Origin of the sequence: Rubritalea profundi (genome assembly GCF_002954445.1) — a bacterium.
Taxonomy (GTDB): domain Bacteria; phylum Verrucomicrobiota; class Verrucomicrobiia; order Verrucomicrobiales; family Akkermansiaceae; genus Rubritalea; species Rubritalea profundi.
Window position 1 is genome coordinate 920,586 of the sequence record NZ_MQWA01000001.1, and the last position, 21,171, is coordinate 941,756.

The following is a 21,171-nucleotide window of genomic DNA, read 5'->3' on the forward strand; positions in this document are numbered from 1 at the left end:
ATTCAGCGACTATAACTTAATTTATCATTCATCGAAACAGTGACGAAAGCTGAGTGAAATCACCACGGAAAAGCCCTACTTACATCAGCCGAACACAGAAACCTGTATATTTAAGTTCTCATTTTAAGAACAACGTTGAACCATAGATGGTACATTAGGCACATTAAAGGGTGCAATTAATATGCAAAAAAAAGCAATAGGAAGTCCGACTAACGAGAATCATTTGCGATTGATCTTAAAGCACTAGAATACTAGCTCTAGTTACATCAAAGATCCAAACGGTGGTGACTGCATGTAATCACATACAACGATGCAAATCAAGTATCGAGAAGCTCATGGACTGAATGCTAGCAGATTTCAGAACGGGCCATACGAGCAAGGTGATGAGGATCTGGGGGGCTCAACGGCACCAGATCTGCGGCACTTTGGCATACACTTAAAAAGCAGAGCAACTAGATTAAAGCGTCTCATTCCCTCATGAAATTCGTTATCATCTAGAGTATTCTGTTGGCAAAATGCGTCAGAATTTGGAGTGCAGGAAATCCGAGTGACTTTATGGCCATTTTGGTCGAGTGGTGGATTGCTAGTCTCGTGTTTTATCATATGAGCAGCATAAGCCACACGCCCATTTACTCACGTCAACCCTTGCGTCTTTGAGTGTTTTTTAATCGCCGGAATGTGAGAGGTAGCCATTGCAACCAGAGGCAGAGGCACAAGAGGTGAAGAGTAATGCGGACAATGCTAGAGTGCTAAATGCTAATAGGCGTATGGTCGAATGTAAGATGGTAACGAGGTGGCTGTCACATCGAAAAATGAATTCGGTTGCCTTTTTTTGAGACTGGGTGATTCTAAGTTAGATTGATGCAACGTATTGTTCAGCCAGAGATTTTAGATACGCTCTCCTCAGATGATCCTGAGGCGAAACGGAGTCGTGCCGATTTACGGTTTATAAATAAAATGATGGGGGGAGAGGCTTGGGTCTTACGAGAGCTTAAAAAGCTCGAAGGAGTGGAGTGTGTGGTTGAGTTGGGAGCTGGGGAAGGATGTTTAGCTTCTTCCATCAAGGCTGCTTTACCTGAGGTTCGTATTTTGGCTATTGATCTGGTTGGAGCACCAGATTTGGCGGGCGATGGGGTCGAATGGCTTCAGGCAGATGTATTGAGCGAGGCTTACACAGTGGGAGCCAGCACAGTGGTGGTGGCTAATCTGTTTCTACATCATTTAGACAAAGAGGTATTGGCTTCTTTAGGGCAGCGAGTGCGCGGTGCTAAAGCGTTGCTCTTCGCAGAACCTTACCGCAGTAGTTTTGCGCTATTTTGGGCTCGATTGATCTATCCTTTTGTTGGGAGGGTGACTCGATATGACATGTTGGTAAGTATCCGTGCTGGTTTCCGTGAGGGGGAGATTCAGAAGCTTCTTGCTGCTCCTTTTGAGTGGTCTGAGTCGGTTGGTATTTTTGGAGGGATTCGTAGTAAAGCGCGATGAAAGAGATTCAAATAATAGGCGGTGGATTAGCTGGGCTTTCTTTAGGGATTGCTCTGCGTAACAATGGGGTGCCTGTCGTGTTACATGAGAGTGGAGTCTATCCCCAGCATAAGGTTTGTGGGGAGTTTATCTGTGGTGTGGAAGATTCAGTGCTGGAGAATCTAGGTATCCAGACCTGCCTAGATAATGCCAAAATACATCAAAGACTCAAGTGGTGGGTGGATGGAGTTAAGGTAGTCGATAAGGCGCTACCACGACCAGCAAGAGGAATTTCCCGGTATGTGTTAGATCAACGGCTCGCTGAACATTTTGAAAAGTTAGGCGGACTTCTAATGACCCCGTCACGGGTGAGGTCGGATTTTGGCGAGGGCGTGGTGAGGGCGTGTGGTAAGAGGAAGTCTGGCCATAAAGAATGGATTGGCCTGAAGTTGCATTTCTTGAAAGACGATCTCGCAGGTCTTGAGATGCATCTAGGCAAGATTGGCTACATGGGACTTTGTGATGTGGGGGGTGGTCGAGTGAATGCTTGTGGTCTCTTTCAAATGAACTCTCAGATCAAGGGGAAAGGGAGGCAGTTGTTTTTCAATTATCTTAGAAGTGCTGGTTTAGATTATCTTGCGGGCATTTTGGATGAGTTAGAGTCTGATGATTCCTCATTTTCCGCAACTGCTGGCTTTGCTCTAGGCAAGCAAGAGTTGCAAAATGGTTTCAGCATCGGTGATGCACAGTATTTGATTCCTCCCTTTACTGGAAATGGCATGAGCATGGCACTGGAATCCAGCGCCTTAGCCTTGGAGTCATTACTGGCTTATTCGGTTGGGGATATTTCATGGGATGCGGCCCAAAAAGAGTATCACCGTAAGCTGAAGTCTCAGTTTGGAAAACGCACGGCTTTAGCTTCCAGTATTCATCCATTGATGTTTAATAACATCGGTAGAGCGTCCCTCAAGCAGCTAGCAAAACGCGACCTCCTTCCAATACCTTTTTTATTCACCCAACTCCGCACACCATGAAACTACTCTCCGTTGCCAGCGCCTTTCCCGAACATTCCTACACACAGGCTGAATGCCTAACCGCCATGCGTGGTGCACCTTTTTGGGAGGAACTCAATTCTCGTTCACGTCTGTTACTTGAGAAAGTTCTGTCCGGAAATAGTGGGATAGAGAAGCGTCATTTTTGCGTCGATTCATTAGAGCTAGCATGGAGTCGCGATGCGCAAGAACTCAATCAAGCGTACGAAAGGGAAGCTCCAGCTTTGGCTGCTAATGCCGTGCGGAAGGCTTTGGCTAAATCTGAAATTGACCCTAGTAAAGTCGATGCTCTATTTCTGTGTTCGTGCACTGGTTTTCTGTGTCCAGGAGTGAGTTCTTACCTAGCTGAAATATTAGGTCTACGGAGTGATGTGTTTCTGCAGGATATGACGGGACTTGGTTGTGGTGCAGCAGTGCCGTTGATGCGAGCTGCAGAGGGTGTTGTGGCGTTAAATCCTGATGCGGTGGTCGTGACCGTTGCGGTAGAGGTGTGTTCTGCAGCATTCTTTGTCGAGGATGATTTCGGAGTGTTGATTAGTACCTGTCTTTTTGGTGATGGTGCTTCTGCTGTTGTTTGGTCTGGTAGAGCTGGCGGCTGGCAGGTGAAGAATTTTCAGTCATTACATTTCCCAGAGGAAAGAGAGAAAATTCGATTCACAAATGCTGGCGGAAAACTGCGCAATCAACTAGATAAGTCGGTTCCTGAATTAGCAGCGAAAGTTGTAGAGAGGCTCTATAAGATGCGATCATCTGAGCCGGATGCACTTGTCACACATGGTGGTGGTCGCGATGTGGTGGAAGCCTTGGAGCGTGTTTTGCCAATTGACTCGTTAGAGTATGCGCGTGCAGTGTTGGATCAATATGGAAATTTAAGTAGCCCGTCCGTCTTTGTCGCCCTAGAAAAATGTTTGGAATCCGCTCCAGATCTTGAGCATCTATGGATGTGTTCCTTTGGAGCTGGATTTTCTGCACATAGCTGTGAACTGAGACGGGGAATTTAGGCTACTAGCTGAACACATAGAACAAGGATGGTCGTATTTGAGATTGCCAGCTCATTTATTCCACTGAGTAAAGCTGCTAAGTTTTCTAAAGTTACGCAAGCCGATTGGTTGCAAGAACTCTCGAATCGCAATATTCTGGGAGTTCTTGGATGGGGTGCGTAAAATCTAAAGCAGCAGTCCTTGCGGATAAGTTTGAGACCACTAATACCATCTCGACAGTTATCTTGAAGGAATGGGTGTTATTCGGTATTTTAGTCAGCCAGCAGAGCTGAAAAGTGTGAAGGTGCAGGAGATCGTTGATTCTAGCTGCTTTAGTCGTCGGTCAGGTAGCCCGCTACGTTTCCTCCTCCCGCCTTGCTACAATCAACGATCTCCAGTTCCATTCCACCAATCTAACTGTCGAAATGGTATAAAGTGTGTGTGTTGTTGCAGGCACGCTCGTTCATGTACCTCACGCCGAGGACTCACAGATCATTACAAGCCGATTGAAGAGGTTCAGGCTGATGATATAGTGTGAGCTAGCAGTGAGCAAACACTCCCATAGAAAGATAAACATTTGAAGGTTCCCTATAAAATAGGGATGGGCACCTTCTAGACTCTATTCTCTATTAGTCTGTCTGTTAAATTTGCGTCTGGTCGGAGCTTAGCCTTTTGAGGGCTAGGCGATGAGCGTTGCCAGCCAGACTGTATATATATATTTTAGCCCTGTCCAGACGATCAATCATCCAGCTCCAGTGGATCAAAGCCATCGATCGGGGCTTCTTCGGGTTTGTGTACCTTGAGCAGCACTTTTCCGGCGCGGGCCTGGAGGGCTTTCCATGCGGGGTAATAGCGGAAATCCTTACCAGCGACACCACCGCGTAGCTGAGTGACCTCAATGTATTCGATCACGTCTTGGAGTGATTTTGCGGCAATCTTACCATCGGCAGTGCTAGGATTCTTTAAGCCTTCTGCCACATTGATCAAACTGTTCGCAGCGGTCGGAATGCCTTTTTTCAAGCAATACATCAGAGTCTTCATGGCGCGAGCTTCGTGGATGTGGCCGAGGTATTTGACCATCCGTAGGTCGAGGTTGAGTCGGAGCATAGCATCGGCGAACTTGAGGGCGTCAGAGTTGGAGACATCTCCGTAACCTTTTGGTCCGACTACCATGCGGCGAACCGCCTGGGCACCCACGAGGCGAGCTCTGGTCGGGCCAGATGTGGCGATCTCTAGCAGGATCTGGTCAGCCTCGCGGCTCGGTGAGTAGGACAATGCGAAGATGAGCTTTGCAAGCTCCTTCATCTCTGCATCGGCAGCAAGCTTTTTGAGTGCTGCCATACTTCCAGCGTCGCCGAGTTGGCCGAGGGTGTAATAGAGTGATGGTCGAACAAGTTCGGAGCTCTTGGAAAGCATGCCGATGAGGGCCTTGCTGACTTTTGCGACGTGGGCAGCATCGTCACGGCGGGACAGGATGGCCTGTTCGCAACCGCGTAGGTCTTCCTCAGTCTTGGCATTTTTGAGATGGGCAAGCACATCTGGCAAGAGCTTGTCACCACCGATGTCGAAGGCAGCTATCAGTGCGGCTTGGCGGAGAACTGGACTGTCATGACCCATCGCTTGCTTGGCGAGCTTGAGGCCAGCAGTGGACTTGGCAGTGGTTAGCACTTCGAGAATTCCGGCTGCAGATTGTGGGTCTTTGGTTTTTGCGAAAAGTGAAGTAAGCGTCGCATCGCCGCCAGCAGGAACTAGAGCCAGTGCGAGTTTCTGACTGTGCTGACGCAAGCGCCAGTATTCGTGTCCGAGGTACGGCAGCAGATCTTGCATGGCATCCTGAGCGAGGGTATCGCTAAGGAAAGTCATCGCTGCCATCTGGCGGAAATAGATTTTGCGTGCGGGGTCCTTGAGGGTGTCGCGGCAGAGCTTTAGCTTCGCTCCGGTGCCGTCGAGGGCATCGAGTTTGGCTTGGAACATCTTACGTACGTCTGGCTCAATACTCGGTAGCTTGACCGGATTTTTTGCTGCGACGATGAGTTTGTAGTATTTGTCCAAGCCATAGAGGACCTTCTTCTCGCCCTCGAGAACCATGACCGTCATCAATGGATCGTCAATAAGGCTGACGCCGAGAGGTTCGATAAATTCGTAGAAAGCTCCGGGTTGTTTCTCAACCGCCTTTGGAACGACCAGATTTCGCTTGAAGCCAACGTGTGGGCGGATGTGGCGTGGGATTGCAGCTTTTTTAAGTGCTCGGTGACCTGCAGCTTGAACAGCCTCGTGGTAGTTAAATTTAGCTAACAGGTTCTGTGCTGGTTCGCTTCGGTTGGCGAACATTTGGTCGACGATTTGCTCCTCTTCAGCAGCGAAGGTCAGTGGACCGGCGAGCTTGACGATGGTGTCCTTGCCCCAAACTTTGAGACGTGAGCCCGTGAATGTCTTATGGGCTGGGTCTAAAAGGATGAGACTCTCCAGAGCCTCGTGCACGAGGTCTTCGTCAAAACCTGCTTCGAAAGGAGTGTTGGAGAGGACGTTGTTTTTACCGAATAGTGCGTATTGGGATGCATTTCTTATGCTATTTGGTGATAAGGCGACCGGATCTTCGATTGTTGCTCCCAGTATTGCGAGCTGTGTGTCCTCGGCATCGGTAGCTTTGGAAATGACTTTCACTGCGGTGATCTGAACGAAGTCCTTTGGATCGCTAAGAAGCGGGGTGAGTTTGGAGAGATTTTGCAGTACAGCATCGTTGCCACAGGCTCCGAGGGTGCGTAGGGCTCCATCGCGGAAGCGCGATTCCTCGCTCTTCAGTAATGCGACGACGCGAGGGACGATTTCCTTTTCGCCGGCTTGAAAGCGCTTGCCAAGTTCCCTGGCGAAAATGCCTCGGACCTTTGGTTTGAAGATATCGAGCAGGTCGATGAGTTCATCGGTGCTGCGTTCCTGCCATGGTGTGCCATCAATTTGCTTGAGCCACGGGTCGTTAAATTGCGGCCGCGCGCTAGTCATGAGTTGCTTCATTTCCCGCTCGGTCGGGTAGAGGTCCTCGTCAGGGTTCTTACCAGTGATGAGGGTCTGCTTGAGGTAAACCGCCTGGTGGAGGATCTCAGTGGCAGTGGGGTCGCGGAGGGTTTTGTGTTCGATCGTTGGTGAGTGGTAGACAAAGCTGCCGTCAAACATCCGGCAGAGCGTACGGCGCCAGCGGAGGTTGCGCTCATTGTAGGCGCGGACTTTAGGTCCACACATTCCGGCGGCCCATGACGACCAGTTTCCGTGGTAGTCGTGACCGTGGCCACCGCGGCGGGTGAAGGCACAGTGGCTGGACATCATGAAGAAGTATTTGGCGCCGTATTTATCTCCGAGGAGTTTCATGGCGAAGGCGATACCGGTGTTCTTGCCATTACTGTCATCAGTGGCTGCAGCGCCAAAATCACCATAAGGGATGGCACCTTGGTCGACGTAGGAGCCGAAGAATTTGTGGGCGCGCTCGATAGCTTGGTCGATCTCTGGGTGTTCGATGCCGAGTTTTTTGGCGAGGGTGATGAGGAAGAAGCAACGGTTACCCGCGGCGTTTAGCGCACCGTAGCCGGGGTTCATGCGGTGAAATTCACCACCATTGAAGGATGGGTAGGCGAAGGTGTGTCCCCAACTTCCGCCGGCGCTCTGTCCTAGCGCAGCATCGATGGCGAACTTGCGTAAGGCAGGAAGAACAAACTTGTCGCCAGTGGCTTCATAGTAGAGTGCGCAGTTGAGTCCGGTGAATCCGTGATGCCAGCTCTGGTAGCCCTTGCCACCTCTGTAGCCGGGCTCAAACATTGCACCAGCTGGGACTGTAGGCGGGTGCCATTGTCTAGCATCTTTACTACGTACCCAGTCGTGCACGATCTTGCGGTGCTCGGGTTTTCCTGAGGATACTAGGGCTATTGCTTCTATTATACCGCCTCTGCCGCTACGCGGTTGTTTGGGGTCGACCACAAATCTTTTTTCCAATACTTTCCAAGCTTCCTCGAGGATCTGAGCAGTCTTCGGGCAGTCGTAGGGAGCGGTGTCGCTGTAGTCGGGGAATACGCGCAGGCTTAGGGCGACTTCCAATGTGCTGGGGATGACTGGGAATTCACTAAATCCTTTTGCCTCTTTGCTGCGGGCTTCTTCAGGTTTCCACTCGTAGAGGGTATTGTCATTGCGTGCCTTGTCGAAGAGTTTGTCGATGTCTACGCCTGAGACATCCTTTTTGCCGCTGCGCTTGATGTAGTTTTTATCGCGCCAGACCTGGAAGGTGATTTTGCCGGCATTTTTCTCTCGCTCGGCTTCAACGATTGCCTTGCCGATGAGTTGGCCGATGTGGCCGCCGGAGACGAACTTCTTGCCATTCATTCCAGTGATGACATCGCCTCTCTGGAATTTCCCATCAGCGGGTGAACCTTTCAAGGTTGCAACCACCTGGATCTGGTCACCTTTGAATCTATAATCAATCATCTGGCCCACGATGCCTGTTGGCCCTAGGCTCCAGGTTGGTGGTGGTCCCAGCTTGCTGCCGGTAGGCATAGGGTCGCCTTTGGTGAGGTCGGGCAGATTGCCAGCGCGTTCGGCCTCCTCGCCGAGGTCACCGCCCTTTTCCAGAGCTTCAATTTGCTCCGGCGTGTGGGTGCGCTCTTCCGCAGAAAGAGGAAAGGTCAAAAGACCCAAGATGAGGGCCGGAGTTAGAAATGGAATGGTTTTCATGATGTGAATGCTGGAAAGATATCTAGTATGGGTGAATTCGCTGGACTCGGATAGTGGATTAAGTCATCAGACTAGGCTCTGAACACTTTAATCTGTTAGAATGTTGAATTCTAATCAGCGGTGTTGCCTTGGGAATTGAGGATGAGCGAAAACCCAGTGGCTTTGGCCAGGATGGCAAAATTTTGTTTTTGGACTTCCGGCATCGGAGTTTTGAGATCCCAGACGACGTGTACGCTTTGTTTTACCTTGGCGCGAGTTTCCTTGCGTTTGGTGAGGAGTTCCAAAAATCGTTCGATCAACTGCTCGGATCGGGCAGCGGAATCGACAACAAATGAGCTACGTCCAAACCAAATGGTTTCGAAGATGAAATCGTTATCGATGGTTCCAAGCTCACTCTCGGCCCGCAGGACATCGACCTTTTCCCGGCACAGTGACACGCGGCGAAATGACTCGGGGATCTTGGCGGTGGATTCCTTGTCATCGGTAAGATAAACAAATGAATCACCACGCTTGGCTAGTCTGGCCAAATCGGCAGGACTGGGCCGTTCGACTACGACTGGCAGCGGCGTCAGGCCATTGAGCCAGGCACTTGGCAACGACAGGGGAAATGATTCCTTGCCATAGATGTTGGCTCGTTTCAGATAATCATAACCGACCATGACAAGTCCCAAGGCGATAAGAAATCGAATGGTTTTCAGGTTTAGGGAATCCAAACGATGTGCCATTGCTAGATCCTCCTCCATCATCACCACGGGAACGGCTTCTTCCATGCCCTCGAGAAATTCCGAGTCGGCGGCTTTGATCGCATTTCCGCCTCCGACTGCCGACTCGACACTGCCGTCATCGACACCGCCTGCGGTGCGGGATTTCTTTCCTTTTTTCCAATCTGGGGTACCCGTCTTGTTGACCTGGTCCATATATTTCAGGTCGTCTTGCTCCATTCCTGCGCGGTCGAGCGAATCACTGGCGGAGTCCTCGGCGAAGCGGACATCTGAGAGGTCCTTGCCGCGGCTATCCTTGATTGCCTGGCGGCTTGCTTCTTCCAGTGCCTGTTGGGCGGCGATCTCCTCGCTGCGGTCAGGTTGGATCAGGTTGACGTAGTTTGTTGAGTTATGTCTGGCAAAAAAGAATGCAACGATGGCCAGCATCAATGCCATCGGGCAGAGCCAACGACGTGGTCCAGTAATAGCATAGATCACCCACAGGATGGGCACCACACCCCATAGAAATACGCTGATGTATCCAGCTAGATTAAAGAAATCTGAGTTCATTTTTTAAGTTTTGAGATGGTATCATTCCACTGGGTGAAGGAATAGTAGATCAAGTTGATGCCGAGGTTCATCGCGGCATCGCGCATCTCGGGGCTGACGTCTGTGTAGTTCTGTGATTTCCAGGCGTCATTCATATCACCGGGGTGGTAGAATGCGATCCAGCGTCCGTCATGTTTGATGCCGAGCGCACGGCGACCACCGTGGTGCCAGAATGCGGGTGCACCTTCGGGGAATCCGTTAGGAAGCTGGTAAAGCATGTCATCATCCGGGATATCGATCAGGGCTTTATCGGGGAACACTTGACGCATTAATTGGATAAATGAGTGGTGGAAATTGCGATGACCGGCATCGGCGATGAGCATCCCGCCGTTGATGCAGTACTCTCGCAGGATTTTGATATCCGCCGAGCTGACGCGCCCCATGCGGTCGTTGCCGGTCAGATAAACGAAGGGAGGAAATCCGTCCTTCGGGTATTTCTTGAGTAGCGAGATCGAGTGGCTCTCACCTTTGCGGGCAATTTTCTTAAATCCGGTAGCCTGTGAGAAAGCGCGGAGGAAATTGATGTCGGCTCCAGTTTGGTTCATACCGTCGTCCCATCCGGCTCCACCGTGTTCGAGACGGATAAAGCGGATCTTGTATTTATCCATACCCTCGGGCCAACCGCCATCTTTGCCGCCACCTTTGCCCATTTTACCAGCTTTGCTGTTTGTTGCTGAGTAGGTGACCTGGGTTTTTTCTTCCAGTTGTTCATCGACTTCGGTGCTGTCGAGGTCTGGCTGGTCGAAAATGATCGCGGAGTTAGGCCGCAGGCTGAGAGTTTTTTTCTTTTTCTTTTTCGGTTTCACCATCTTGACCATGGCGACAACCGGGTTGCCGCTTCCTTTGGGCACGCGGTAGGCTTCGACACATCCGCCGAGGCTGAGGAGATAGGGGATAAGGACAAGGATGATCAGGTGAGTCATGCCACTGGCGTAGAGGCTGCGGCGGTGACGTGGGTCGCGGCCGTGGGTGCGAATGTCCTCGAGCACGCGGTCACCGACCATGGGGTTGCCAGCAACGCGGGTGAATGCCGCATAAACCGAACGGCTGCGCATCATGGCGTGTAGCCAGCCGGCGTAGAGGCCGACAGCGAGAGCCGGCCAGCATGCTTTCCACCAGAATTTAAAGATGGTGGCACCATCTTGTTTGACACCACCCATTTCTAAGCCTTCAGCTTTGATAGAGAAAACCCCCTGCCAGGTGAAGTAAACGTAGCAGGCGACCGCCAAGTAGACGGTCCACATTGAGGCGCGCAGAAAATGGTAAGTCACCCGGTTGCGCATGAGACTCGACAAACCAGCCAGGGAACATGCTCCGGCCATGATGGCAAAGAGCAAGAAACAAAACTCTAGTGATTTGGTGGTGCCGTTATTTTCCCAAAGAACAGAGACTGACGGGTTTTGTGACAGAAAACTAGCTAAAACCGGAGGGCCCCAAGCCCACGCCGCCGCCCCAAGTCCGAGCAGCATGAACGCAGCCACGCTGACGATACGCGCTTTAGAGGCGGACGCTCGGGTTGGAATCTCATCGATCCACTCTTCGGGGATCTTGCTCTGGTTCTTTTTGTTCATTCTCAGAATATTTTACTCGGGGCGCGTGACTAGCGGGGCTGGCTGTGTCAGAGAAGCTTAGTTAAAAAGGTCTTCTTCGTCGTCTTCAGGTTTAGGCGTAGTTGGTCCGACGGCCTTTGTCTCGAGTTCCTTCTCGATGGAAGACTTCGGGGTCTCGGAATCGGTGCCCGAGTCGTCTTGAGAGGCCTTGGTGCTGGCATTATTAGTCTTAGGCGCCTTGGGCGCCTTGGGTGTGCCACCGGCGAGTTTACTACTGAGGTCTTGGGGTTTCAGCCCGTGTTCTTCAGCTATCTCACGCAGGACAGCAGTGGCTTTACGCATTGCTGTCTCGGTTCTCTCTTTTTCGCTCATCTCGGAAGCATTCTCCCCGACGACCATTTTATAGAGGTAGGGAAAGCTCGTTCCGGCCAATAGGACGGCGTGTATGATCAAGGTAAAGATGATGATCGACTTTAGGCTACTGCCCTGGAAGTGCTTCATCAGCTGATCAGGTGTTGTTTCTTCTTTCAGTGTATCTGACATGTTGTTAGTTTTTAAGTTGATTTTGTTTACTGAATAATTGTTCGTTTCTTACTGTATTTCACCGACGGCTTCAATGATGCCGCCACCTGCGGCAATCGCCTTGATGACCGGTTCGAATGTTTCTTTGGGCAGTGCGCTATCGCACTTGAACTGGACGTGACGTTGATCGTCAGAAATGGTCTCCGTGAGAAGTGCCCTGATGCCCCACTCGACGTCTTTCGCGCTATCGACGTTGACGCCGTCGAAATAGATGTCGCCATTTTTGTCGACTGCGACTCGAGCCACGACGGTGAGCTCTATCTTTTTGACGTATTCGGAGATCGGCAATACGACATCCATTTCTTTATCCTTCGACGCCTCGCTGCAGACCATAAAGAAAATGATCAGCAGGAATGCGATGTCGCCCATGCTAGCAATGGGCACGGGGACAGGTCGACGTTTCTTACTTTGGAGTCGTTTCTTCATGGTTATTTATCGTCCTCGACGATGGCTACAACTCCCTGGTTCGCACTGATGCCGGCGAGGACCTGAAAGTAGTTTTCGTAAGGGGTTCCTTTGGTGGACTCCAGCATGATTACGCGTTTTGAGGGGATCTTCTCACCTAAATTCAATTCTGCGAGGCGCTCGTTGAGTAAATCGACGCTCACCTTTTTATCGTTAAAAAAGATCTCGGATCCGCGCAGGTTGACGATCGGCGTTTTGTCCGACTGGGTCTGGCTTGATTTCTCTCCCGACGGCAGGTCAGCGGCGATCGTTTTCACCTTCACCAGTGTGGTAGCCACAAGGAAGTAGATGATGAGCAGGAATGCGATATCAGAGAATGAGCCGGTCGGGATTTCTCCTGAGCGGTGCTTTTTCTCCTTGCTGTAGCGTTTTCTCGACATGAGTGATTAGTGGTGGGTGAGGATAAACTCGACCACTTCGCTAGTGCCTTCTTCGATTTCGAGTTCGATTTCGTCACTCCAGCGGTTGAACACACTCTGTGGAATAACGGCCAACAGGGCGACGATTAGTCCGACGGCGGTGGTTACCATGGCTTCAGCGATTCCGTCAGCTACGGCGCCGCCGCTACCGCCGACGCTTCCAGCATCTGCGAGGCCGGCGAAGGAGGCTATCATACCGGTGACGGTACCAGTCATTCCCAGAAGAGGGGCTGCTGTACCGATGGTGGTGAGGACGTCGAGACGTTTGTTCACCACACTCATAGCTTGTGCGCTGTAGTCTTCCATTACTTGGCCGACAACGAGACGCATAGTCTCTGAGCTTTCCTCTTTCCCATGAAGGTGGGAATAGGAACGAAGACCAGCGAGTAGGACCGAAGCAATCGGGCCGTTGGATGATTCACACTCGGTGACGGCACCCTGTATATCGTTATTGCGCAAGTGAGTGAGTACCTTGGAGCGAAGTGCTCTGGTGTCAGTCTTGCGGTTCACGCGGAAAGCCGTCCAGCGGTCATAGACGACAGCTAGGCTTATCAGGCTGCAAATAACCAATGGGACCATGATAGGTCCGCCTGTTAAGATTTTTTCTAACATTATTTAGTAATTAGTGTTTAGTTGTTTTTTTGGATTTGAGAAAATTAAGGACGCGGAGAGCGTCGCGTGGGGAGAGTGCGCAGCGGTTACACTGCAGTGACTCGGCTGGTTCAATAACGAGTTCGCCGGTAGAATGATTATAATGTGTTTGTTGGCTAGCAGAAAGTGGCAAGCGCTCGATATAGCGGCGGCGACTGACGGAAAGAAGTACGAGTTCGTCGTCCATGACACAGAGCCAGAGCGGAGTTTTCCGCCACCAGCGACCGGTGTCGACCCGCGTTTTGGTGCGTAACTGAAGCCGGGGTTCGGCATCACCTACGTTATCGCGGAATAGTTGTTTTTCGAGTTGGTTCATGGGATGAATGACCTGTTTTATTGATTCTCTTCTAGAGCCTCCAGCATTTTCTTACGCATCGAAGCTTCCTGCTCGATGATGCGTTCGAATACCGGGTCGGCGAGTCGACCGCGGGAATATTTAGCCCATTTACTGTCGGGGAAGTCGAAGGTGACGCGGCGGTAGATCTGGTAAGCGGACATCATAGCTTGGCCTTTGGATTTCCAGCCGCCGTCGGGGATACGTTCGTGGCTGAGTCCAGACCAATATAGAGCCTGGGCTCGGATATCTCCGTCGTCGTAATCCTCGTTATTAATACAGATTTCGAATCCAGCGATTGCCTTTTTGTATTGGTGAGCGCGCATGTAGTTCTGGGAGGCGCTGAGTCCGGCGAGCCCGGCGAGCGGGTTATCCGGGAAGCGTTGTTGGAGTTTAGAATATACCATGGCGGCTTTGAGGAACTCTGGGTAGGAAAGTTCATCGAGACGGAGTACTTCGGCCTTGGAGGCTACGTCTTCTTTATCGCGCACTGTGTCAGCTTGTTTTTTGTACACCATGCCCTTTTTCTTAAAGTATCCGCCGAGGCGTGACATGACGGTCGGGATCAACTCGTCGTCGGGGTATTTGTAGGCAAGCTTTACGTATTCCTCGACGGAGTTTTCGATCTCACCCATTTTTTCGTAAACGAGGGCGGTCTTGAACTGAGCCTTGGATGCAAACTCGGTTTCTGGATAATCGGTTGGGATTTTCGAGAATCGAGCGAGGGCGTCTTGGTAGAGTGGCAGTTTGGCTTCCTCATTTTTAGAGAGGTCGGCGTATTCCTGAGCGAGGTTACCGAGGAGGTATTCGGCGTGGGCACGCATGTCGTCATCGCGGTGGGTGGCGAGCGCCTCGAGTAGGAGTTTACGGGCTTGGCCCATTTCGCGACGGGCTAGACTTTCCTGGTCCATCTTGCGGTGCTTTTTAGCGAGTTCGAAAAAGCACTCAGCTAGAGTGAAGCCAGTTTTCACGGCCATTTGGTCGCCGGAGTAACGTTTACTGAATGGTTCGATGATGCCGTCGGCTCCTTTGTTGATAGAGACATTTAGTTTCTGCTCTGGGTCATCGCCGGATGCTGCGTAGGTGACACTGATGCTATCACCGTAGCGGATCGGGAATCCATTGAGTTCGACAGGTGGTAGCTTGGCTGGGATTTCCTCATCGGCATAGGCGATGGCGAATACTCCTTTAAAGACTCCGCTGTGTGGTTCAGTTTCACGGATCTTGTAAGTGGTGGATGCGCCGCTGCTCCCTTTCAGTGTGACAGATGCTGTATCGCGCGACGGCTTTTGGTCGAGACCGCGAGCTAGCAGACGAACATAGACTTTCTGACCTACAAACGCGCTCTGCAGTGGGCGGTTGTAGCTGCCATTCATGACAGACAGGAATGCGTGGCTACCGACTTTGTATGTCATGGTTTTCCACTGCACTTTGTCGTTGGCATCTTTAAATGGATAGCCGACGTGCACGATGTCTCCGGCGCGGACGGCGAGTCCGTTAGGCAGAGCCGAAGCTGACATCGCCTCAGCAGCTTTGGTAGCGAAGCTACGAGCTGGAGGATCACCGAGGATCAACGGGACGGAGAAGGTGAAGCGACCTTGTTCCAGTGGTGTGGCATTGGTAGGTGGTGAGGTATTAGACCTAGCTGCGTAGCCAGTGGGGATAATTGTTTCAGCACCTGCGAGTGATCCAGTGAGCTTGAGTGTTCCGGGAACGCTGACATCAAATGCCTTGCTGGCTGGTACTTTAGCAGCTTTGCGGGCTGCGTCGGTCTGCACGTAGGCTCTGATCTCACTGCTTTTTGCAAAGGCTAGATGAGGCACCACGACGTCAAAGCGCACGGATGATCCGATGACTGTCTTGAGTGAGGTATCCGCCAAGGCGGGCTCATCGACATAGACGTAGCTCAGTTCACGGCGAGGCTCGACAACTTCTGGGCCGCTATCGCGTTTGCGTTTGCTGGTGGCATCTGCGGCTGGCTCGATGTCGGCGATTGGTGATACGGGCAGTAGTTTGCTGCTGTTGTTGTATGCTGCTACAGCGGGGGTCTTGTATTGTGCGTGCTCGATAACGACTGTGCGATCGGTTGGGATACCTGGGTCGAGGTTTTCCATATCGCGGTAGGTGGCGGTGATGGTGCCACCTACGGGGAGCTGGATTTCAGAATCGCGTTCGGGCTTGCCTAGGACTGGGAAGACGCGGCCGATGAAGCGGGCGCTGTGGACTTCGGTTTCGACTGCCTTGATGGTGACTTTTTTACCATCGCTGGTAGTGATTTGAATATCCAGTGTGTCGCGCTGGGCGCTGATGTCCATGTCGGCGTCGTCGATGACTAGGGCTACGGCATCATCAAATTTGAAACGGCGGATGGCTTCTGGTTCGAAAACGCGTCCTTCGTCGGTTTCTTTGTAGTTGAGGAAGGATGCGTTGATGGTGGCTGTGTTGAATGCAACAGTCAGGCTTTTGCCGTGTTTGGTGCGGCCTGGTGTGGCTGAGCGTGGGTCGACGTAGCGCACGGTGACTTGGTCGCCGGGCAGAACTTCGAGTTGTAGGTTTTCACGCAGTGCTTTGTAGTCTTGTCTGACGGGTAGCAGAGCTGTGCCGTCGCGGTCGCTGAGAGTGACCGATTTCACCGATGGTGAAACACCTTTGAAACCAGCGATGAAGAGACGAACTAGGCGAGCCTGAGTGTGGTCACCAAATGCGACATCGATACCAGTTTGATTCTCTGTGATGGTGGCTGGTTGGGTGATGTCTTGGCGTACGCTTCGGGGAACTTGGCGGAATCAAACATGGTATCCGGGCATGGGACGAGTTGGTCCTTGCCTGGGACGTCGCACGAGAGGATTGGTTTGCGTTTTTGCAGCTCACTAAGTGCCTCAGTGTACCAGATTTCAATATCGTGAAGTCCGGGTCCAAACTCGCGCTCGATGGTGAGTGGGTCATCGGAATTACCGGAGGCTGGTTGACCGTTGATCAAGAAAATTGCCTTGGTTTCATCATTGGCGTCGACAACCGGGAGACCGCTTAGACGGAAACGGCGGATCGCTGCAGCTGGTTGGTAGAAATGAGCGCGGAACTGGACCAACACACCAGCACCTGGGTGCTGACCGATGTTGGGAAGTTTTTCAAAGGTAAGATTTTTCAGGTAGCCATCTTTAAATCTGACATTCTGGCCAACGGAATCGAGTTCCATTCTTTGTTTCCAATCCTCTGGGACTTGACGGTTTTCAGGGAATGAAAGCGTGTCGACATGTGAATTTGAGACAACCGAAATACGTGGGCGGCCATCCCATGGTGCAAGGTTCTTTGCGGCTGGGAAGCGGGAACGTGTGGTCCACGATTTGCCGTTCATTGATGTTTGAAGGACAAAATGGCTAAGCCCCTGCCCTGCTGCGCCGAAGTCGAAGCTCATTTTATCGACTGGCACGTTGTCGTTAAGGTCGACACCGAATGTGCGGGTCTTGTTTTTGTCACCCACATTGCCAGCCCAACCGGGGTAATCCTGAGAGCTGATAGCCATGTTAGGATCGCGGCCAGGTGCGCTTTCGGAGGCGAATGCCATGGCTTGTGCGCCAGTGGTGGGGACGATACCTTGGAACTCACCCGTGTACGGGCCAGTTTCCTTGAGCACGAGCTTACGGATAACATCGCCGCTGGTTACATTGAGAGAGACGGTGACTTCATCAATTCCTGGGGATTGGCTTTGGTCGGGGTCGGAGACGCGGATGTAGACTGGGTTTCCTGGTCTGACGCTGCGTGTGCCGAGTGCGGCCTGAGCAGTGGAGAGTCCAAGTTCAGAGATGTCGAGTCGGCGTTCTCCTTGGCGAGGAGGGAAGGCGCCAGCGGAAAATGAAAGATGGGCGTCAGATGCGACCTCGATGGCTAATTCTGGGTCGGCTGGAAGGTCGTCCATTTTAGCGCGGAAGCGTTTTGAGTAACCGAAGCGGATTTCGTCTTTTCCAAGGATCTGTAGGATCTTGTCGCCTTTGACGGGAGCACCGAGGACGGTAGGAATTTCTGCGCGGAATTTCTCTTTGCTATCACCAAGCTGGTTGAGCATGACGCGTTCGCTGTCACCAGAAGCAGCCCAGATCTCCACCTCGATATCTGCACCAACACCGGAGACGCTGAGTGTGGGGTCGCGCAGGTTGATTTTGACGGTTTCACCGGGAACGATGACGGTATCGTCTTGGGACGGCCCGAGTTCGATTTCGGTGGCCTCGACGAGTTTGCGCATTTTGAACTGGATTTTACCGCGCAGGATCAAGGCGTCGGCGTGTTTCGGTTGCTGGCGCAACACGTAATCGATGGCATCGAATGCCTCCTTGTAATTTTCTTGGTCCATCAGGACCTCACCGCGGGTGTAGTAGACCTGAATGCGTAATGCCGGGTCCTTGAGGCGCATGAGTTTATCGAGTTCACCTAGTGCGCTAGAGAAATCCTTGGAAACGCGGTCGACATTGACGGAGCCGAGTGCTGCACGGAGCTGAATCGAGGTGCCTTTGTATTCGGCGGCGTCCGCAACTTTCCGGTACCAGGCGCGTGATGTTGGCAAGGCACCTTTGCGGAATGCGAGGTCGGCGTAGGAGATTTTGAGTTTGGCTTCTTGGGCGAGGCTGAATGTTCCCTCGGCTTGGCGCGACCAGATGGTGAGCTCCTTGACGAGAGTTTCCGCGCGGTCGGTTTGGCCGACCTGAGTATTACGCTTGAGCAACCAAAAGCTGTATTCAACGGCGAGTTTGCGGATGAGTGGTTCCAGTTGGTCGGCATTGGCTTGGTAAAGTTCCCATGCGGTGTCTAGGTTGCCTTGGACGTATTCCGCGTTGGATTTGTAGATGCCGTATGCTGGGTCGGTTTCATCGACCGGAATTTCGACAGCACCGATGGCGACGGAGGCTTTGCCGGAAAGAGAACGCATGCGGGCGATGCGCTCGGGCATTCCGTGGTTCGTGTTGACAGGGTCGATCAACATGATGCCTGTACGAGCGATGGAGATGGCGACAGATGGTTGGTTGGCAGCCATGGCAGCCTCAGCAAAGGCGACAAGCGAGTCGGCTACAGGGAATCTGTTATGGTGGTCCGGGGTCATCGAACTACGCCAGAGGCTGGCAGCGTATGGGACCAGTTGACCCCATTGCTTGGCTTCTTGCGCATCTTTGATCAAGCGCACTGCGAGTTGTTCGTATCCTTGTCTGGATGGGTAGGCTTCTAGAGGTGACTGGCCATTGAAGAGTGTGAACGCTAGAGCACGGCTCTGGGCTGAGAGTTTGGAGAGGTTTCCAACACCGTTGAGGCCACGCACGACGACGGGAGATGTGGCCTTGGAGACGCGGTCCATGACAGCTTTGAAGGCGGCTTCGACAGCTGCTGGTGCGGCATCTTTAGGCAGAGCTAGCAGCTCGCGGCTGATGTACTCAGGCTGATTTACTAGCATTTTAGGCGCCAAGGCCTCGGCTCCGAAATGGGAAGCATCAGCAGCCACTTTTTGGTAAGCTGGATCGATTTTAGCGTAGGCTGGTGAGGCTAGGATCTCCTTCATCTGTGCTTTGGCCTTATCGTCGCGAACATCCACGCTGTGCAGCCACATTCCAAAAATGGTTTCGGACAATGTGCCTGACTTGACTTGACCGTTGAGGATTGCCGGCAGTTGGCTGAGAAGTGCTGCAGCATGTTTGCGCGTGTCTTTCTGATGGTATCTGAAATGGTTTGTCTGTACGACGGCCTGCCATGGTAATGCCCCACCTTTTCCAAACTTCAACTTATTCAAGGTTCGGCGGAGAATGGTATCACGAGTCCCCTGGTTGTTCTGGATCATCACTTTAAGGAATGTGACTTTGTCTCCATCGGGAGAATTTTGGAAAAGTTCAGCCCAGAGGGTGAGTAGTCCCGGAGTGGAATAGTTTCCGCCAGTTAGCTCTTTATAGAGTTTGTCAAAAGCGGCCTTTCGTTCACCGGCGTTTGCTTTCTTAGCTACCTGTTTTTTGAGTTGTTGGTAGCGGCCATCGAGCTTGGCGTATTTATTGAGAGCTTGCTCATATTTTGTATCCCGCTCAAACATGCCGCTATGCCAGACTCCGTGGCTGAGGGTCTTGATGTCGTTAGAGCGCCACATTTCAGACTTCATCATATCATCGACGACGAGACTGAATTTACGTTCAGGTTTCGCCCAAGCGCGGACCATCGCGGCCTGTGCGTGGGGGTTGCGGGCAAGGTTGGGAGCTATTGCTTTGGCTTGCTCAACAGTGAGGGTTTTATCGAAGAGTGATGTGTCGGGTGCTGAAAGATCGTTAAAGACTTCTGGAAGATCGCGGACTAGCGCGCGAACTTCAATGCGAGAGAACAGGAAATCACATGCACGACGGCCACGAGAGCCGTTCATTTTGTGGCTAACAACGCTCTTGGCTTGCTCGGTTGGCATGCTGCGGAGAGCCTTCAAAATAGGCGCGGCCTTCTCGGCACGGCTCACTTTGAGGAACATGGAAAAGACTCCGGCGTCGCGTTGGCCAGTGTGCATCCAGCCTTCAGAAACGATGATGGAGCCTTGATAAGGAAGAGCGGTGATGAGCGTCTGCGCAGATCTGAGAGCGTTACCGAGCAGGGCTGGCTGAATTTCTTTTCGATCGGCGATGGACTGTTCTAGCTTTTTCTGAACTGGAATAATGGCTTTGACCCAATTCAGGCGAGCTCGGAGCTGTGGGCTAGCGCGTCTCGCCTTGGCTAGATTCTCCATAGCATCGGAGGTTGTTTTATCGTCGAACTTGTAGCTTTCTAGCCCCTTTAGCATGAATTCTTCAAACGGAGCGAACTGCTCAATCGGGTCATTGCTGTTATAAATTGCAGCCAGTCTGTTTGCGATGGCGGCAAGATCGGTGCGTTTTTGGGCCTGAGTCAGGAACCAGAAATCGAATTGTTTCGCCTTGCCGTAACCACGAAGGCGGTCGCCGTCCTCACGCATCAGCAGGTAGGCAGCCTCGGGCTGTTTCATGTTGTTTATAAGCAGTCGATAGACTGAATTTGCGGCATCGCCAGCGAGTCTGGAATCGAGCGATTTTTCTTTGAGCAGTTTGCGGTAGAAACTGACAGCATCCGACCATTTTCCAGCAAATTCTGCGGAGCGTCCGGCGCTAAGCAACAAGTTCTGCGAGTTGGATGAGTTTGCGGTCAACCATGGTTTCACCTTGGCAAATGCCTCGGCTGCTCTGGCTTCTTTTAAGCCAGTTTGAAGAATGCCGATGACTGCGCTCTCGGACTGAGTTTGCGAATCTTCAAAGGTTTTGATCTGATCGTCGAGCGGTGAGGCGATGGCTGGACTGATTGTCAGAAGCGAGATAAAGAGGCAGGAATAACGGCGAATAGACATGGGTTGCTTGAAATTGGTACTCTCTATGATGCCAGCCTTCAGCTTGCGGATCACCCGAGTCATCCGAGCAAGAGCGATGCCTTGTGGTCGGATGGGCAAGCCAATTGGGCTTGCTTGAGAATTGTTAGATGGTGTGCCATCTTGGATTTTTGTGAAAGTCATTTCCATTCTGAAGGACGGTTTTTGAGCGCGGCTCTGAAGCTCGTCCATGGCTGGAGCTGGTGAATTCAATGTGCTAGAAACCGGTATGTGTTGATTATTATCCATCGTATTATTTGGTTTCCTAAC

Annotated in this window: 13 protein-coding genes; 3 read left to right on the forward strand and 10 right to left on the reverse strand. The window is 51.9% G+C overall.

The features are described from left to right. Positions 1–861 precede the first annotated feature (861 nt). From BSZ32_RS04005 to BSZ32_RS04015, 3 genes are read left to right on the forward strand one after another with little or no spacing between them, the layout of a single operon-like run. Complete coding sequence (locus BSZ32_RS04005) at positions 862–1,485, forward strand: class I SAM-dependent methyltransferase (RefSeq protein ID WP_105042232.1); 624 nt, start codon at positions 862–864, stop codon at positions 1,483–1,485. Continuing rightward, positions 1,482–2,498, forward strand: a complete 1,017-nt coding sequence (locus BSZ32_RS04010) for an NAD(P)/FAD-dependent oxidoreductase (protein ID WP_105042233.1) — start codon at positions 1,482–1,484, stop codon at positions 2,496–2,498. Before BSZ32_RS04005 ends, BSZ32_RS04010 begins: the two co-directional genes overlap by 4 nt. Continuing rightward, a complete protein-coding gene (locus BSZ32_RS04015; protein ID WP_105042234.1) occupies positions 2,495–3,517 on the forward strand; it encodes a type III polyketide synthase in 1,023 nt (340 codons plus the stop codon). Before BSZ32_RS04010 ends, BSZ32_RS04015 begins: the two co-directional genes overlap by 4 nt. Positions 3,518–4,234: 717 nt before the next feature. Here BSZ32_RS04015 and BSZ32_RS04020 read toward each other — a convergent pair. From BSZ32_RS04020 to BSZ32_RS04065, 10 genes are all read right to left on the reverse strand, one after another. Beyond that, positions 4,235–8,209, reverse strand: coding sequence for a DUF6288 domain-containing protein (locus tag BSZ32_RS04020; protein ID WP_105042235.1), 3,975 nt, complete (start codon positions 8,207–8,209; stop codon positions 4,235–4,237). 110 nt (positions 8,210–8,319) lie between these two features. Next, complete coding sequence (locus tag BSZ32_RS04025) at positions 8,320–9,480, reverse strand: hypothetical protein (RefSeq protein ID WP_105042236.1); 1,161 nt, start codon at positions 9,478–9,480, stop codon at positions 8,320–8,322. After that, complete coding sequence (locus tag BSZ32_RS04030; protein ID WP_105042237.1) at positions 9,477–11,090, reverse strand: DUF4159 domain-containing protein; 1,614 nt, start codon at positions 11,088–11,090, stop codon at positions 9,477–9,479. The genes BSZ32_RS04025 and BSZ32_RS04030 overlap by 4 nt, the downstream gene beginning before the upstream one ends. Before the next feature lie 57 nt (positions 11,091–11,147). Continuing rightward, positions 11,148–11,612 carry a hypothetical protein gene (locus tag BSZ32_RS04035; RefSeq protein ID WP_105042238.1) on the reverse strand — a complete coding sequence of 155 codons (465 nt, stop codon included), beginning with the start codon at positions 11,610–11,612 and terminating at the stop codon, positions 11,148–11,150. A 48-nt stretch (positions 11,613–11,660) separates the two neighbouring features. Beyond that, on the reverse strand, positions 11,661–12,077 hold the full coding sequence (locus tag BSZ32_RS04040; protein WP_105042239.1) for an ExbD/TolR family protein: 417 nt from the start codon (positions 12,075–12,077) through the stop codon (positions 11,661–11,663). A 2-nt stretch (positions 12,078–12,079) separates the two neighbouring features. Continuing rightward, positions 12,080–12,496 (reverse strand): ExbD/TolR family protein, encoded by a 417-nt coding sequence (locus BSZ32_RS04045; protein ID WP_105042240.1) that lies wholly within the window; start codon positions 12,494–12,496, stop codon positions 12,080–12,082. Between the two features lie 6 nt (positions 12,497–12,502). Beyond that, on the reverse strand, positions 12,503–13,147 hold the full coding sequence (locus BSZ32_RS04050) for a MotA/TolQ/ExbB proton channel family protein (RefSeq protein WP_105042241.1): 645 nt from the start codon (positions 13,145–13,147) through the stop codon (positions 12,503–12,505). 10 nt (positions 13,148–13,157) lie between these two features. Next, the gene (locus BSZ32_RS04055) at positions 13,158–13,502 is read right to left on the reverse strand and encodes a hypothetical protein (RefSeq protein ID WP_105042242.1); all 345 of its coding nucleotides are present in this window, start codon (positions 13,500–13,502) and stop codon (positions 13,158–13,160) included. 17 nt (positions 13,503–13,519) lie between these two features. Further along, on the reverse strand, positions 13,520–16,153 hold the full coding sequence (locus BSZ32_RS04060) for a tetratricopeptide repeat protein (protein ID WP_105042243.1): 2,634 nt from the start codon (positions 16,151–16,153) through the stop codon (positions 13,520–13,522). A 41-nt stretch (positions 16,154–16,194) separates the two neighbouring features. Further along, positions 16,195–21,150: a tetratricopeptide repeat protein gene (locus BSZ32_RS04065; RefSeq protein WP_129589581.1), complete on the reverse strand. Its 4,956-nt coding sequence runs from the start codon at positions 21,148–21,150 to the stop codon at positions 16,195–16,197. Positions 21,151–21,171 lie beyond the last annotated feature (21 nt).

Coding starts and splice junctions, on each gene's coding strand:
- BSZ32_RS04005 (WP_105042232.1), top strand. CDS start 862: ATGCAACGTATTGTTCAGCCAGAGATTTTAGATACGCTCTCCTCAGAT.
- BSZ32_RS04010 (WP_105042233.1), top strand. CDS start 1,482: ATGAAAGAGATTCAAATAATAGGCGGTGGATTAGCTGGGCTTTCTTTA.
- BSZ32_RS04015 (WP_105042234.1), top strand. CDS start 2,495: ATGAAACTACTCTCCGTTGCCAGCGCCTTTCCCGAACATTCCTACACA.
- BSZ32_RS04020 (WP_105042235.1), bottom strand. CDS start 8,209: ATGAAAACCATTCCATTTCTAACTCCGGCCCTCATCTTGGGTCTTTTG.
- BSZ32_RS04025 (WP_105042236.1), bottom strand. CDS start 9,480: ATGAACTCAGATTTCTTTAATCTAGCTGGATACATCAGCGTATTTCTA.
- BSZ32_RS04030 (WP_105042237.1), bottom strand. CDS start 11,090: ATGAACAAAAAGAACCAGAGCAAGATCCCCGAAGAGTGGATCGATGAG.
- BSZ32_RS04035 (WP_105042238.1), bottom strand. CDS start 11,612: ATGTCAGATACACTGAAAGAAGAAACAACACCTGATCAGCTGATGAAG.
- BSZ32_RS04040 (WP_105042239.1), bottom strand. CDS start 12,077: ATGAAGAAACGACTCCAAAGTAAGAAACGTCGACCTGTCCCCGTGCCC.
- BSZ32_RS04045 (WP_105042240.1), bottom strand. CDS start 12,496: ATGTCGAGAAAACGCTACAGCAAGGAGAAAAAGCACCGCTCAGGAGAA.
- BSZ32_RS04050 (WP_105042241.1), bottom strand. CDS start 13,147: ATGTTAGAAAAAATCTTAACAGGCGGACCTATCATGGTCCCATTGGTT.
- BSZ32_RS04055 (WP_105042242.1), bottom strand. CDS start 13,502: ATGAACCAACTCGAAAAACAACTATTCCGCGATAACGTAGGTGATGCC.
- BSZ32_RS04065 (WP_129589581.1), bottom strand. CDS start 21,150: ATGGATAATAATCAACACATACCGGTTTCTAGCACATTGAATTCACCA.